A 15,280-nucleotide genomic window follows, 5' to 3' on the forward strand; every position below is an offset into this window, starting at 1 on the left:
CGCCAGAAGGCGGGTTTTTAAATTCTTTGCTACTGGGTTGGAAGCTTACAGGCTTACAACGTTACCAGCTGCTGGGCCTTTAGCGCCGCTTTCGATGGTGAAGGAAACTTTCTGACCTTCGTCCAGAGATTTGTAGCCATCGTTCTGGATAGCAGAGAAGTGTACGAACACGTCTTTAGAGCCATCATCAGGAGTGATGAAACCGAAACCTTTATCAGCGTTGAACCATTTTACCAGACCAGTCATTTTAGCAGACATAGAAATTACCTTATTAACAAATATATTGTGCCTTCCGGCGCGATAGGTTGCGTTACAGATTTTTAAGCGATGAAGGAAGGGTCACTACGAAGGGTATCTATGGATAACAATCTGGACTGCTTTACTAAACTGCTTTAGGTCTGTGTAACAAACCGACGTCACTGTTATACCTATGTGGTACATGAATGACAAGCAATATTTTCATCGCCGATAAAAAAACCCCGTTTCTCGCGGGGTTTTTTTGTCTTATTCAGTGGCTGTGACTGCCGTGCTCCACGCCTGACTAAAGGCCTGGTGCTGGGACGCCAGCGGCCCAATCAGCGAGTTATACTGGCTGGCCTGCTGAGAGGTCGGGAACTGGATACCGTTAGAGACAAAGCTCACCTGGGTTCCCTGCTGGGAGATGTAATCCCCAACCTGTACCAGTTGCTGAGTGAAAATCTGCGCAGCCGGGATCAGCGGTTGCATAGCGTCAGCGGGTTTGGTCACCACTTTCTCGTAAACCTTGTCAAAGACAGGTTTAAGATCGTCGCCTTGCTTCAGCGAAGAATGGGAAGCATCGGCCTGCATTTTTGCATTCTGCAATTGCTGGCTCAGCACACCCAGAGCACCATTAGACTGGCGCAGTGGTTCACGCTGGGTCACATAATCCTGTGGTACACGGATCGCGTTAACGCTATCCAGCACAGGACGAAGACCTGAGTCCATTGCCTGGCTCACCTGCTGTGAATAACCATAAAGAATGGCGTAATCGGACACGAAGGGACCAAACTGTTTTTTCTGATCCGCAGTCAGCGTTGGTAAACGTTCGCCACTGCGCATCACCGTATTCTGTAGAAAATCGATAAACGCTTTGCGCTGATCGCCTTCTTTATCGAAACACCCACTCAGGCTAACTACCATCAATAACGCCGCAACAGGCGCAAACCAGCGAGAGCAGGACTTTCCTGTCGCCATTTCATTACTCCTTTCACCCAAAAAAGCGCACACCGGCACACGCGTGCCCGACGCTGACAAGGATAGTCCAGGTCAGCCTTGCAAGATACTCTTTTCATACAAAACGACTATTGCCGTTTTCTTGCTGACGATTTACAAAAAAATACGCTGTCGCGCTGTTTATGAATAATCAGTCAATTAGCGCGGGTAAGCCTTCTGCTGAAACGCGTAAAGCCCCGACTACCGCACGATTAATCACAACCCTGGTGATCATGCGTCTGTTTTAGGGACTATTCTTAATTGGCTCTCTGATGTTCACGATCCCGCTGTGTGATTTAAGAGGAGTTCTCAATGGAATATAAAGATCCTGAGTTTGAGCTGCTGAGCAGCCTGGAACAAATTGTTTTTAAAGATGTACCGCAGACGATTACCCTGCAACAAAAATCCAATCCCTTTACAGAATATGAGCAATTGCGCAAAGGGACAGGGCTGAAAACTGATGAATTCGCCAGAGCAATGGGTGTCAGCGTAGCGATGGTGCTGGAGTGGGAATCAAAACGTGAAAGACCCACAGCCACCGAAATAAAGCTGATGCGCCTGATTCAGGCAAACACTGCACTCAGCAAACAGATAGCGTAATACCAGATTGTGACAGCCCCCGCCCTTGCGGGGGCTTGTGTTTTAAAGCCTCTCACAGCGCCATCCCTCTTTCTGCCACACCATTTCATGCGTCAGGGTCAGTCCGTTCAGGAATGCTTCATCGTGCGATACCACCAGCAACGCGCCGGGGAAAGCCGCCAGCGCCGCTTCAATCGCCTGAACGGAGGCCAAATCCAGATGGTTGGTCGGCTCATCAAGTAGCAGAAGCTGTGTGGCCTCTTCTCGCCAGAGCACACAGGCCAGCGCGGCTTTTAGACGTTCGCCGCCGCTCAGTTCCGCCAGCGGAAGCATGACCTTATCTGCGCCGAGCTGAAGCTGGGCTAAACGGGTACGTAGCCCTCCTTCTTCCAGAGGTGTATTGCTCAGGTTGAGATGCGCCATCACCGACAGCGTAAGATCCAGCTGCGACAGGTGTTGGTCGAGATAAGCGCAGGTTACTGACACTCGGCAACTGCCCGCGTGCGGTGATGTTTCCCCAAGTATGGTCTTTAGGAGTGTCGATTTCCCACAGCCGTTTGGTCCACTCAGCGCCACGCGCATCGGGCCATCCATCCGCCAGTTTGTCGGCGGGATATCCACATACGCCAGCACCAGATCCTCGAGTACCAGCACCTGTTTCCCTTCGGCAATCTGGCTTCCCGGCAGGGTGAACATCACCGGGTTATCGTCTTCCACCCGTTCACGCGCTTTGTGGACAGCAATATTCAGCGCATCATTTTGATCGTTATGCTGTTTTCGCCACGATCCAATACGCTCTTTCGCCGCCATTTTATATTTGATCCGCTCGAACGAGGCGATATTAAGACTATCGACAGTGCGCAGCGTCTTTGCCGAACGCCGCTGGCTGTCGTCATGCTGTTTTTTCATCCGCGTACGTGTACGCTTACGTTCTGTTGTGGCATGTTCAAACGCTGCGCGGGCTGATTGCTGCTCGGCATCACGTTGACGCTGGTAATCAGCATAATTCCCGCCGTAACTACGCAAACCAGACGCGCTCAGTTCCAGAATACGCGGAACCTGCGCCAGGAGTTCACGGTCATGAGAGGCCACCAGCACGCCCCCCTGATAACGGGAAAGCTGTTCGTAAAACCACTCACGGCCTTGCTTGTCGAGATGGTTGGTGGGTTCATCCAGCAGAAGATAATCTGCACCGGCAGTAAATGCTGCGCACAACAGAGCGCGAATACGTTCGCCACCGCTAAGCTCTGTGGCAGGTTTATCAGGATCAAATGGCGGGAGTTTCGCATGGCTAAACGCCCCGCTCAGCCGTTCCGTTAAATCCCAGTATCCGTCGAGTGTTTCCAGACAGTCTGGCTGGTAATCACCGCTTTCGATACGCTTGCGGGCTGCAAAAATGTCGTCATACCCGAGCAATTCAGCAAGCAGAGTCTGTGGGGAAATATCATGTTGTTGCGCCACATAGGCGTGCGTGCCGAAACGCTCGATATGCCCGCTCGCGGGTTCATCAAACCCGGCCAGCAGACGCAGCAGGCGCGTTTTACCACTGCCGTTACGGCCAACCAGTGCGCACAGCGACGGCTCAAGAGAGAGATCCAGCGGACCAAAAAGCGTATCGCCCGTCGCAAACTGACAGGTGACCTGATGCAAAATAAAAGAAGGGGACTGCGCAAAATGAGCCATAAGCACTCCTGAATGAAATCAAAACATCCCCTGCCGACGCGGTCGCGTTTAGCAAGGATCGAAATTCATCAGTCGTGTTTGTTCATTTTCGGGATGCGCTCCAGAGGGAGGAAGTTAACGGGGATAAGGATAACGGTAATTTGTTGACCGTTTCAAGGTTAATTTTTGGGCAAGATAGACTCCATCCCCCTTTGGGATGAGGGGGAACATACAGCTCAGGTGGTCATTCCGTTCACTTTATGTTCCTTGCTACTCTGTCACCACATTACCGGTGAACGTGCCAGGGTGGCTCACCGCCACCACCCTGGCGACCCGGGCTCCCGGCAAGAAAATCACCGCTTCGCGGTACCCTCAGCTTATTCCTTTCGGCTTTCGGGACCATGGCGCCGCTGTAAGCCTTTTATTTCAATAGCGTAATGTCATCGCTGAATAACGACAAAAACTACCTGGGAACCCTCAGACCTTTGGGAGAGGGTAAGGGTGGAACAGGCGGTAATTTTGCGAGCCTCTTTCCAGAAATGGTAATATCCTCAGCGACATAGCTCAAATCTGTTGCCGCTTGTTTTGATGAGCAGTAAGTTCTCTTCGCACCTGCAAAATCAGGTGCCGGGATTGGAACCCTGACTCACTTCACTGGCGACACAGGCTCTGTGTCGTACGGCCTGCTTCATCCCAATGGCGGGCCGGACAGGGGCGCTGCAAAGCGCGCTGGTGTCAGTGAGGCCAGTCGTTCCAACCTTGTCCGGTTCCGCCACCAGCGAGCCTGGAACCTCCGGTGGCGGAAGATATACCACTCACTGAGGTTATTATTATGGCTATGACTGACTCTTTAATCACTCTTCCCTTCAACCACTCCACCGCCTTCACCGAACTGGCAGATAACTGCGAACGCTTCACCGATGTCCTGATTGATTGCGAGGAACCCGCACAAAAAATGGCGCTGTACGGCCGACTGTCCGCCTGCCTGAATCTGCTGCAACCCACGCTTCTGGAACCCGTCCCGGAATACTTAAAAGCAAGCCTGACCGTGGAAGAACTTCCGTCACGCCTTCCGGCTTTCGAACCTGAGTGTGACCAACTGGGACGTTACTGCCAGGAGATCACGCAATTGCTGATGAACGGTTCCCTGCCGCGACAGACAATAATCGTGCTGGAGGATTTGCTGTGCGAACTGATCGGCTATTTTGCCGATACACTGAAAGCGCCACGCTGGCTGAAAACCAGTGAAGGCATGATCGCAATCGGCTAACACAACTTTGCGCCATAAAAAAACCCGCCGAAGCGGGTTTTTAGCATTTCCATGCCCGACTACCGGGCAACAGCACGTTACTGGAGCAGCGAAATATCCGCCACGCGCAGGAACAGCTCACGCAGTTTTTCGAGCATAGAGAGACGGTTAATACGCAGATCTTTATCTTCTACGTTCACCATCACTTTCTCGAAGAAGGCGTCAATCACTTCACGCAGTTCAGCCAGTTCGACCAGCGCTTCCTGATAACGACCTTCTGCGAAGAACGGCTCCAGCTTGTCACGCAGCACTACAACCTGCATCGCCAGGGCGATCTCTTCCGGCTCTTTCAGCGTCGCGGCGTTCACACGATCGTTCAGCGTTTCGTCGGATTTCGCCAGGATGTTGGATACACGTTTGTTAGCCGCAGCCAGCGCAGATGCCGCTTCCAGAGTACGGAAGTGAGATACCGCCTTCATACGCGCATCGAAGTCCGCCGGACGGGTCGGACGACGTGCCAGTACCGCCTGAATGGTGTCGACGGTATAGCCTTCGTCCTGATACCAGGCGCGGAAACGGCCGAGCATAAAGTCGATAACGTCATCCACCACTTTCGCGTTGGTCAGCTTGTCACCGTACAGACGAACGGCTTCTTCGGTCAGGGTTTGCAGATCAAGGTTCAGGTTCTTCTCAACAATGATACGCAGCACACCCAGTGCGGCACGGCGCAGCGCAAACGGGTCTTTATCACCTTTCGGATGCTGACCGATGCCGAAGATACCCGCCAGGGTGTCCATTTTGTCGGCAATCGCTACCGCGCAGGCCACCGGGTTAGACGGCAGGTCATCACCCGCAAAGCGCGGCTGATACTGCTCGTTCAGGGCAACGGCCACATCTTCTGCTTCGCCATCGTGACGCGCATAGTGCATCCCCATCACGCCCTGGGTGTCGGTAAATTCGAACACCATGTTGGTCATCAGGTCGCATTTAGACAGCAGGCCCGCGCGGGTCGCGTGGTTCACGTCAGCACCGATTTCACGAGCGATCCAGCCGGACAGCTCTGCAATACGGTCGGTTTTGTCACGCAGCGTGCCCAGCTGTTGCTGGAACAGTACGGTCTGCAGGCGCGGCAGGTGGTCTTCCAGGCGTTTTTTGCGGTCGGTATTAAAGAAGAACTCCGCATCCGCCAGACGTGGACGCACCACTTTCTCGTTACCGGAAATAATCTGGATCGGATCTTTAGATTCGATATTCGCAACGAAGATGAAGTTTGGCAGCAGTTTGCCGTCGTTGGCGTAGACCGGGAAGTACTTCTGGTCACCTTTCATGGTGTACACCAGCGCTTCCGCCGGAACAGCCAGGAACTTCTCTTCGAATTTCGCCGTCAGCACAACTGGCCACTCAACCAGAGAGGTGACTTCTTCCAGCAGGCTTTCGCTCAGATCAGCGTTACCGCCAATCTTGCGTGCTGCTTCTTCAGCATCAGCTTTGATCTTCGCTTTACGCAGTTCGTAGTCAGCAATGACTTTACCGCGCTCCAGCAGGATCTGAGGATACTGATCGGCGTTATCGATGGTGAACTCCGGCTCGCCCATAAAGCGGTGGCCGCGGATCACGCGATCGGATGCCACACCCAGAATGGTAGCGGGAACAACGGTATCGCCCAGCAGCAGAGTTACGGTGTGAACCGGACGCACGAAGTGCACGTCAGACGCGCCCCAGCGCATCAGTTTTGGAATCGGCAGTTTAGCCAGGGAAGTCGCAATCATGTCTGGCAGCAGTGCTTCTGCACTTTCGCCTTTTACATGGGCGCGATACAGCAGCCACTCGCCTTTGTCAGTGGTCAGGCGTTCAGCCTGGTCAACGGTGATACCGCAACCACGCGCCCAGCCTTCTGCCGCCTTGCTTGGTTTACCTTCAGCGTCGAACGCCTGAGCAATCGCCGGGCCACGTTTTTCCACTTCACGATCGGGCTGAGACGCCGCCAGATTTGCCACTTTCAGCGCCAGGCGGCGCGGTGCAGCAAACCATTCAATTTTACCGTGCGCCAGGCCAGCGTTATCCAGCTCGGCGGTCACGTTCGCAGCAAAAGATTCAGCCAGGCTGCGCAGGGCTTTTGGTGGCAGCTCTTCGGTGCCGATTTCCACCAGGAAAGTTTTCTCAGACATGGCCGCCTCTTATTTGTTTCGGTTGCACATCGGGAAGCCAAGGGCTTCACGGGACGCATAGTAAGCTTCTGCAACGGCTTTGGTCAGGGTACGAATTCGCAGAATGTAGCGCTGACGTTCAGTCACGGAGATAGCCTTGCGGGCGTCCAGCAGGTTGAAGCTGTGGGCGGCCTTCAGAATACGCTCGTAAGCAGGCAGCGGCAGCGGAGTCTCCAGCGCCAGCAGTTGCTGGGCTTCTTTCTCGTACTGCTCGAAGCAGGTGAACAGGAAGTCCACATCTGCGTATTCGAAGTTGTAGGTGGATTGCTCCACTTCGTTCTGATGGAACACGTCACCGTAGGTCGTTTTACCCAGTGGGCCGTCGCTCCAGACCAGGTCGTAAACGCTGTCTACGCCCTGAATGTACATAGCCAGACGTTCCAGACCGTAGGTGATTTCACCAGTAATCGGTTTACATTCCAGACCACCAACCTGCTGGAAGTAAGTGAACTGTGTCACTTCCATACCGTTCAGCCACACTTCCCAGCCCAGACCCCAGGCACCCAGCGTTGGGTTTTCCCAGTTATCTTCCACGAAACGAATGTCGTGGATGGTTGGATCCATACCCAGCTCTTTCAGTGACCCGAGGTACAGCTCCTGAATGTTATCCGGTGATGGCTTAATCACAACCTGGAACTGATAGTAGTGCTGTAAACGGTTCGGGTTTTCGCCGTAACGGCCATCGGTAGGGCGGCGGGATGGCTGCACATATGCCGTCGCCATTGGTTCTGGCCCCAACGCGCGTAAGCTGGTCATCGGGTGTGAAGTGCCTGCGCCTACTTCCATGTCCAAAGGTTGAACAATGGTACAGCCCTGACGAGCCCAGTAATCCTGTAAGGTCAGGATCAGGCCCTGGAAGGTCTTGGTATCAAACTTTTGCATAGTATGTCGTGCTGGATACGTGTGGTTTTTAATGGAAGGGATCAGTATACCCGCTGACTGCAAGATATACAGTACGAAACGGGTTTGTTTAGGGAAAATTGGGAAATAAGCCTTTCAGCCAGAAGACTTGCCCGGTCTGGCGGCTGATTATGCGCACAGGTTAGCGCATGGAGAGGTGTAAAAACTGGCCGTCTGCGTCAAAAGAGCAGACAAAGCCCTCTTTACGAGAGGTATGTCCCCGCATCTCGAAACTGCCCTGAAACCGTTCAAAGCGAGTGACATCGATTTTATCCATGCCCGTGTTATAGCGGCGGGCAGCCTGATCCTTGCACAGGTGCTCCATATTCAGAGAGCGTTCAGGGCTCATTTTACCCTGCTGCGCTTTTTGCACAGGGGCATCTTGCGAAGAACTGCATCCTGCCAGCATAAGCAGCAGAAAGAGTGACACAACGCGCTTCATCATCATTTTTATTACCGGCCCGCTCTGTGGCTGTTATTTTTAGTATCAAAGCTTTTATAGATTAAGGTTTGGCATTCTGCGAATCTCGCGGCTTGCACACAAGCCCGCATAATAAAACTCAGAATTTTCCAACGAGAGGCTTTCACATATTGGCAGTCACACTCTTTTTAACAGGAAAACAGAGGAACTGATGCAGTCAAAAATTAACTGGATTGATAACCTGCGAGGAATAGCCTGCCTGATGGTGGTGATGATCCATACCACCACCTGGTATGTCACTAACGCCCACAGTATCAGCCACGTTAACTGGGATATCGCCAATATTCTGAACTCCGCGTCCCGCGTCAGCGTGCCGCTGTTCTTTATGATTTCCGGCTTTCTCTTTTTTGGCGAACGAAGCGCGCAGCCAAAGCATTTCATGCGCATCGCATCATGCCTGCTGTTTTACAGCGCCATTGCGCTGCTCTATATCACGCTCTTTACCCCTATTAACGCCGGGCTTTCATTCAAGTATCTGCTGCAAAAACCGGTGTTCTACCATCTGTGGTTCTTCTTCGCGATTATCGTTATCTATCTGGTTTCTCCGCTGATTCAGGTAAAAAATGTGAGCGGAAAAATGCTACTGGCGCTGATGGTGGTGATTGGCGTAGTGGCCAACCCCAATACGGTGTCGCAAAAAATAGGGGGATTTGAATGGTTGCCAGTTAACCTCTATATCAGCGGCGATACGTTCTACTACATTCTCTACGGCATGTTGGGGCGCGCCATTGGCATGATGGACACGCAAAAGCGCGGGCTTAATGGGTTATGCGCCGCCGTTTTTATCATCGGCGTGGTAATTATTTCCCGCGGGACGCTGTACGAACTGCAATGGCGCGGTAACTTCGCTGATACGTGGTACCTGTACTGCGGGCCGATGGTCTTTATCTGTGCCGTATCCCTGCTGACGCTGGTCAAAAATACGCTGAACGCTCGTCCTCTTCCCTGGCTTGGCTTTATCTCGCGGCATTCTCTGGGGATTTACGGGTTTCACGCACTGGTGATCCACGCCCTGCGAACCCGAGGAGTTGAGCTGAAAAGCTGGCCGTTGCTGGATATTGTCTGGATTTTTGCCGCCACACTGGGCGTGAGTTTGTTGCTGTCGATGCTGCTACAGAAGATAGATACTCGCCGCTTCGTCAGTTAACGATACGCTGTCTGGCGCGATGATACTGGCGCGGGGAGGAAAACCCTGCCGCCAGGGACGCGTGCTCCACGCCACGCCCCTGCAACAACCACTGCTCAGCCACAGCAAGACGCAATTGTTCCAGGTAATCCCGAACACTTATGCCTAAATGCACCTGAAAAAGTCGGGTCAAATGACGCGGGCTGACGTGCGCCAGGGTAGCGATGTCCGGCAGGCTCCACGCTTTTTGCGGTTCTGCGGTGAGCGCATCCTGCGCACGATGGATGGCCGGGTGAAGATGGTTGCGATAGCGTAACCAGGGGGATAACTGCGGGTCGTCGCCAGAGCGACGGAACCAGACCACCATCTCACGCGCCACCGCCAGTGCCTTTTCCGGCCCGCAAAGACGATTGATCATATGCAGCGCCAGATCGATACCCGACGTGATCCCGGCACTGGTCCAGATACTCTCATCCTGAACGAATATGCGATTCTCTTTGATCGTCGCCGTAGGTGCGGCACTGCGCAAACGCTCGATAACATCGTGATGCGTTGTGCACTGCCTGCCATTCAGCAAACCGGATTTCGCCGCCAGCAGAGCCCCTGAACAGACGCACATGACAGTGATGTCCTGATGGTGAATTTGCGGTTGCAGGCGCATCAACCAGTTCTGAATACGCTTCGCTTGCGGCGTTGAAAACTGATAGCGGGAGTCACTGACGCCGGGCAGCACCAGCAAACTCCCCGCAGGCAGGGTATCCGGTAATGGCTGGATGCCCCCCATCGTCAGGCCAATCGACGTTGGTACTTCTGGCTCCGGGCCGATGTAATGCAGGCGAAATACATCGCCTGCCAGCACGAAGGTTTCTGCCGGGCCGGTCATGTCTAATGACAACACCCCTGGCAGCATGACGAACCAGACGTCGATGCTCATTAAAGTGACTCCAGCGCCTGCGCAACAGTTTTAATATCGGCAAATCGCCCGGCCAGCACCGTCTCGGTGCGATGGCGTAGTTCGTCTGCGCTGAGGGTGATCCCCTTATGCGTCATCGGAAACGTGAGCGTTGCCTCGCTAACAAAGGTCACAGCATAGCCCAGATCGGAGGCCACCCGGGCGGTTGTTTCGCAGCACTGCTCGGTACGAATGCCGCAGATGATCAACTGGTTGATATCGCGCTCTCGCAACCAATGGTCAAGGCCGGTATCGGTAAATGCATTGTGGACGTGTTTTTGGAATACAACAGCAGGATGATGACGTAAAAAAGCCATCGGTTTGACAGAGCCACTTTGCAGTGAGAAGGGGCCCTCCTCGTCTACATGAAAGATATCAACAACGGGAATATTGCGCGATTCGCAGCCTTCAATCAGCCCAAGCATCGCCTGCTGAAAAGCGGGAATATCCTTCTCCTGCCAGTAATCCCGATGATGGAAAGACTGTTGGGTATCGATATTGAGTAAAGCAATACGTGACATGATAGTTCTCCTCGCCAGTGGGTGTATCCTTATACTGGCGAGGAAATGGGAGCACGAACAGACCAAAAAAGGACATCCTCATGCCTGTTTCAGACAACCGTTCTTATGACATTAACGGCAGCAGTTGCTGGTAGATTTTGCGGAAGACATCGCGCCTTTCAGCGTACTGTAAATGGCGTTTAGCATCAGGCACATGCGCCTGTTCAAGTGCAAGCTGCGGTAACAGCTGTGCAAGCGGAGTATTCGGGTTCAGGGCAATCTGCGCCAGACGCGCCGCCCCCAACGCAGGGCCCACATCGCCACCGGTCCGGTAGTCCAGCTGCAACCCGCTGATATCAGACAGCATCTGTCGCCAGTAGCTGCTCCGGGCGCCTCCGCCAATCAGGGTGATACTGCCGGGTTTTAGTCCGCAGTCGTGTACGACATCCATCCCGTCGGCCAGTGCATAACCTACCCCTTCGAGCACCGCACGCGCCAGCTCTGCCGGGCCGTGCTGATGTGTCAGCCCAAAAAAGACGCCTTTGGCTTCAGGGTTGTTATGCGGCGTACGCTCGCCGGAAAGATAAGGTAAAAACCAGACGGTACCCGCATTTTCATCCGCCTGTTGCGCAGCCGCAATCAACGTCGGAACATCTGCCATTCCGGTCAGTTTTGCCGCCCAGTCAAGGCAGGATGCCGCACTCAACATCACCGACATCAGATGCCACTTACCCGGAAGGGCATGGCAGAAACTGTGCACGGCATTTTCAGGGTTGCTGCGATAACCATCGCTAACTGCAAAATAGACGCCGGATGTCCCCAGCGAGAGCATAGCCTGCCCCGCGTCAACCATCCCGACACCCACAGCGCCAGCTGCATTATCGCCACCACCGGCAACTACCGGCACGGCCGGCATGTTCCAGCTTTTGGCTACGCCGGGCTGTAATGTCCCCGTGATCTCACTGCCTTCGAAAAGCGCCGGCAAATGATCGCGGGTCAGATGACAGGCATCGAGCATTGCCTCGCTCCAGTCGCGTTTAGCCACATCAAGCCACATGGTGCCCGCCGCGTCGGACATATCACTGGCGAAATCACCCGTCATGCGAAAACGCAGGTAATCTTTCGGCAGCAGCACTTTGGCGACCTGACGGAAAACCTCTGGCTCATGGCGTTGCACCCAGAGCAGTTTTGGTGCGGTAAAGCCTGGCATCATCAGGTTGCCCATTATCTCTCGGGATGTGGGTACTCGGCCTTCAAGAATGGCGCACTCTTCACCGCAGCGGCCATCGTTCCAGAGGATTGCCGGGCGTAACACGCGGTGCTCACTATCAAGCAGAGTTGCGCCATGCATTTGCCCGGCAATACCGACTGCTTTTACATCACGTAAGCTGTGTTGCTCACCCAGTGCCTTCATTGCACGATCCGTCGCCTGCCACCATTGCTCCGGGTCCTGTTCCGACCACAGCGGATGCGGGCGTGAAACCTGAAGCTTTTCAGTCTGTGTTGCTAACACCTCGCCCTGCTCGCTGAGCAGGATGGCTTTCACACCCGATGTGCCAAGATCGATCCCGATATACATTGCGGTGACTCCTTTAACAGAAATGCCCGGTGGCGTTACGCTTACCGGGCCCATGAACGTCTTCAGCTCGCTGTTACTTATCGAACAGGTAGTGATTCACCAGGTTTTCCAGCAATTCCTGATGTCCGCTTTGATGCTGCGGCGCCAGATGATGCTGTTCAGCGTACTTCGCGATGTCGGCAAGCGATAACTGGCCTTTCAAAATTTGCTGGCCCAGCTCACTGTTCCAGCCGCTATAACGCTTCGCCACGCGTTTATCCAGCTCACCGTCTTCAATCATACGTGCCGCGATTTTCAGCGCCAGCGCCATGGTGTCCATCGCGCCAATGTGGCCGTAGAACAGGTCATATTTGTCAGTACTCTGACGGCGCACTTTGGCATCGAAGTTCAGGCCACCCGTAGTGAAGCCGCCCGCTTTGATGATTTCGTACATCACCAGCGCATTTTCTTCCACGCTGTTCGGGAACTGGTCGGTATCCCAGCCCAGCTGTGCATCGCCACGGTTCGCATCAACAGAACCAAAGATGCCGAGCGCAATGGCAGAGGCGATTTCGTGATGGAAAGAGTGGCCCGCCAGCGTGGCGTGGTTTGCTTCGATATTCACTTTGATCTCTTTTTCCAGACCAAACTGCTTCAGGAAGCCGTATACGGTGGCAACGTCATAATCGTACTGATGTTTGGTTGGCTCTTGCGGTTTCGGCTCAATCAGCAGCGTGCCATGGAAACCGATTTTGTGTTTATGCTCGACAACCATCTGCATAAAGCGACCAATCTGCTCACGTTCCTGGCGCAAATCGGTGTTCAGCAGGGTTTCATATCCCTCGCGGCCACCCCAGAGAACATAGTTTTCGCCACCAAGCTGATGGGTAGCGTTCATTGCTGTCACCACCTGGGTGGCGGCCCAGCTGAACACTTCTGGATCTGGGTTTGTTGCCGCACCGGCACCATAACGCGGGTTAGTGAAACAGTTTGCAGTGCCCCACAGCAGTTTCACGCCACTTTGCTGCTGTTTTGCCGCCAGCACGTCAACCATTTGCGCAAAGTTGTTCAGATACTCTTTCAGCGATGCACCTTCCGGTGACACATCCACATCGTGGAAGCAGTAATACGGCACATTCAGCTTGTGGAAGAATTCAAACGCGACATCCGCTTTACGCTTCGCCAGCTCAATGGCCTCGCCGGGTTGCTGCCACGGGCGGTCGAAGGAACCCACGCCGAACATATCGGCGCCATTCCAGCAGAAGGTGTGCCAGTAACAGGCGGCAAAGCGCAAATGGTCTTCCATGCGCTTACCCAGCACCAGCTCATCCGGGTTGTAGTGACGAAATGCTAAAGGATTGGACGTTTTCGGGCCTTCGTAACGAACGCGATCGAGTTGGTCGAAATAAGCTTGCATATTGAGCTCCATAATCAAGGGATGCGGCGAGTAGTCGATACTGGAGTAATAGTGAATAGACATTCGCACTTGCTCAATTACGTTATTTCACACTGCTATTGAGAGAATACACAACTGTGCGCTGGCTCGCAAAATAATGCGCAAGCAAACTATTTTTTCGGCGCTTATTCCATATTTGCGTGTAATTAATAAGTTACGCCTTTTAAAATCAGATCGCGGTCATAAATTTAGAAATAAACCAAATATCATAACGAGAAGATAAAAATCTGTAATTGCCAGCCAGCCATTCCACGTTAAAAATTTGCTGCGTCTACAGCAGTGAATGTTTCTTTTATCTCAGCAGCACATCACCTACAAAAAGGCCATATAATCATGAAGATAAAGAACCTGTCCCTTACTCTCTGCACTACTCTCCTGCTTGCAAGCTTTGCTGGTCATGCAAAAGAGGTAAAAATCGGCATGGCTATTGACGATTTGCGCCTTGAACGCTGGCAAAAAGATCGCGATATTTTTGTGAAAAAAGCGGAATCGCTTGGCGCCCAGGTGTTTGTTCAGTCGGCCAACGGCAATGAAGAAACACAAATGTCGCAGATCGAAAATATGATCAACCGTGGTGTAGATGTTCTGGTCATTATCCCCTATAACGGCCAGGTGTTAAGTAACGTGGTTAAAGAAGCAAAACAAGAAGGTATAAAAGTTTTAGCCTATGATCGCATGATTAATAATGCGGATATTGATTTTTATATTTCATTCGATAATGAAAAAGTCGGTGAACTACAGGCAAAAAGTCTGGTTGATAAAGTGCCTCAGGGGAATTATTTCCTGATGGGCGGCTCGCCGGTCGATAACAACGCAAAACTGTTCCGTGAAGGACAAATGAAAGTGCTTAAGCCATATATTGATGATGGCAAGATTAAAGTGGTGGGCGATCAATGGGCAGATGGCTGGCTTCCAGAAAATGCGCTGAAAATTATGGAAAACGCCTTAACCGCCAATAACAACAAAATTGACGCTGTTGTTGCGTCCAATGATGCAACAGCTGGCGGTGCCATTCAGGCGCTCAGTGCACAGGGCCTTGCCGGTAAAGTCGCGATTTCAGGTCAGGATGCCGATCTCGCGGGCGTTAAACGTATTATCGCCGGCACGCAAACCATGACCGTCTACAAACCCATCACCGAACTCGCCAACACGGCGGCTGAAATTGCCGTTGAGCTAGGTAATAACCAACAACCCAAAGCAGACACTAGCCTGAACAACGGCCTGAAAGATGTTCCGTCCCGCCTGCTCACCCCAATTGAAGTCAATAAAGAGAACATTGACGCCACCGTGATTAAAGACGGTTTCCACAAAAAGAGTGAACTGTAATCCAGCGCTGCCCCTGCCCTGCAGGGGCGCATCGACTTGTGCTGTTCTGAC

14 protein-coding genes are annotated in these 15,280 nt (G+C 52.9%); 4 read left to right on the forward strand and 10 right to left on the reverse strand.

The features are described 5' to 3' along the window. Positions 1-45: 45 nt before the first annotated feature. A complete protein-coding gene (gene cspE / locus ACS603_RS04400) occupies positions 46-258 on the reverse strand; it encodes a transcription antiterminator/RNA stability regulator CspE (protein WP_003860775.1) in 213 nt (70 codons plus the stop codon). A 246-nt stretch (positions 259-504) separates the two neighbouring features. Next, complete coding sequence (locus ACS603_RS04405) at positions 505-1,215, reverse strand: DUF3053 domain-containing protein (protein ID WP_474943821.1); 711 nt, start codon at positions 1,213-1,215, stop codon at positions 505-507. Between the two features lie 330 nt (positions 1,216-1,545). Here ACS603_RS04405 and ACS603_RS04410 point away from each other — a divergent pair, with 330 nt between their 5' ends. Next, positions 1,546-1,833, forward strand: a complete 288-nt coding sequence (locus tag ACS603_RS04410; RefSeq protein ID WP_182063227.1) for an HTH-type transcriptional regulator — start codon at positions 1,546-1,548, stop codon at positions 1,831-1,833. A gap of 42 nt (positions 1,834-1,875) precedes the next feature. On the opposite strand, the gene ACS603_RS04415 is transcribed toward ACS603_RS04410, so the two are convergent. After that, positions 1,876-3,495 carry an ABC-F family ATP-binding cassette domain-containing protein gene (locus ACS603_RS04415; RefSeq protein WP_474943822.1) on the reverse strand — a complete coding sequence of 540 codons (1,620 nt, stop codon included), beginning with the start codon at positions 3,493-3,495 and terminating at the stop codon, positions 1,876-1,878. An 811-nt stretch (positions 3,496-4,306) separates the two neighbouring features. Between ACS603_RS04415 and ACS603_RS04420 the strand changes: the two genes are divergently transcribed. Then, positions 4,307-4,744 carry a hypothetical protein gene (locus ACS603_RS04420; RefSeq protein ID WP_182063225.1) on the forward strand — a complete coding sequence of 146 codons (438 nt, stop codon included), beginning with the start codon at positions 4,307-4,309 and terminating at the stop codon, positions 4,742-4,744. A gap of 77 nt (positions 4,745-4,821) precedes the next feature. Here the strand turns inward: ACS603_RS04420 and glyS are convergent, their stop codons facing one another. From glyS to ACS603_RS04435, 3 genes are all read right to left on the reverse strand, one after another. Next, a complete protein-coding gene (glyS, locus tag ACS603_RS04425; RefSeq protein WP_474943823.1) occupies positions 4,822-6,891 on the reverse strand; it encodes a glycine--tRNA ligase subunit beta in 2,070 nt (689 codons plus the stop codon). Positions 6,892-6,900: 9 nt separating this feature from the next. Next, positions 6,901-7,812 carry a glycine--tRNA ligase subunit alpha gene (gene glyQ / locus ACS603_RS04430; protein WP_003860141.1) on the reverse strand — a complete coding sequence of 304 codons (912 nt, stop codon included), beginning with the start codon at positions 7,810-7,812 and terminating at the stop codon, positions 6,901-6,903. 160 nt (positions 7,813-7,972) lie between these two features. Then, positions 7,973-8,278, reverse strand: a complete 306-nt coding sequence (locus ACS603_RS04435) for a YsaB family lipoprotein (protein ID WP_182063223.1) — start codon at positions 8,276-8,278, stop codon at positions 7,973-7,975. 184 nt (positions 8,279-8,462) lie between these two features. On the opposite strand from ACS603_RS04435, the gene ACS603_RS04440 reads away from it, so the two are divergent. Then, on the forward strand, positions 8,463-9,458 hold the full coding sequence (locus ACS603_RS04440; protein WP_182063222.1) for an acyltransferase: 996 nt from the start codon (positions 8,463-8,465) through the stop codon (positions 9,456-9,458). Here the strand turns inward: ACS603_RS04440 and ACS603_RS04445 are convergent. The 4 genes from ACS603_RS04445 to xylA form a co-directional block, all read right to left on the reverse strand. Further along, the gene (locus tag ACS603_RS04445) at positions 9,451-10,371 is read right to left on the reverse strand and encodes a GlxA family transcriptional regulator (protein ID WP_315687531.1); all 921 of its coding nucleotides are present in this window, start codon (positions 10,369-10,371) and stop codon (positions 9,451-9,453) included. The two genes, ACS603_RS04440 and ACS603_RS04445, sit on opposite strands and share 8 nt — an antisense overlap. Next, positions 10,371-10,910 carry an isochorismatase family protein gene (locus tag ACS603_RS04450; RefSeq protein WP_182063220.1) on the reverse strand — a complete coding sequence of 180 codons (540 nt, stop codon included), beginning with the start codon at positions 10,908-10,910 and terminating at the stop codon, positions 10,371-10,373. Before ACS603_RS04450 ends, ACS603_RS04445 begins: the two co-directional genes overlap by 1 nt. A 103-nt stretch (positions 10,911-11,013) precedes the next feature. Next, complete coding sequence (gene xylB / locus ACS603_RS04455; protein WP_474943894.1) at positions 11,014-12,468, reverse strand: xylulokinase; 1,455 nt, start codon at positions 12,466-12,468, stop codon at positions 11,014-11,016. Between the two features lie 73 nt (positions 12,469-12,541). Then, on the reverse strand, positions 12,542-13,864 hold the full coding sequence (gene xylA, locus ACS603_RS04460) for a xylose isomerase (RefSeq protein WP_182063504.1): 1,323 nt from the start codon (positions 13,862-13,864) through the stop codon (positions 12,542-12,544). 372 nt (positions 13,865-14,236) lie between these two features. Between xylA and xylF the strand changes: the two genes are divergently transcribed. Further along, positions 14,237-15,229: a D-xylose ABC transporter substrate-binding protein gene (gene xylF / locus ACS603_RS04465; protein ID WP_014068414.1), complete on the forward strand. Its 993-nt coding sequence runs from the start codon at positions 14,237-14,239 to the stop codon at positions 15,227-15,229. Positions 15,230-15,280: the final 51 nt, after the last annotated feature.

It is taken from the genome of Enterobacter sp. Li2LvB3 (genome assembly GCF_056156645.1).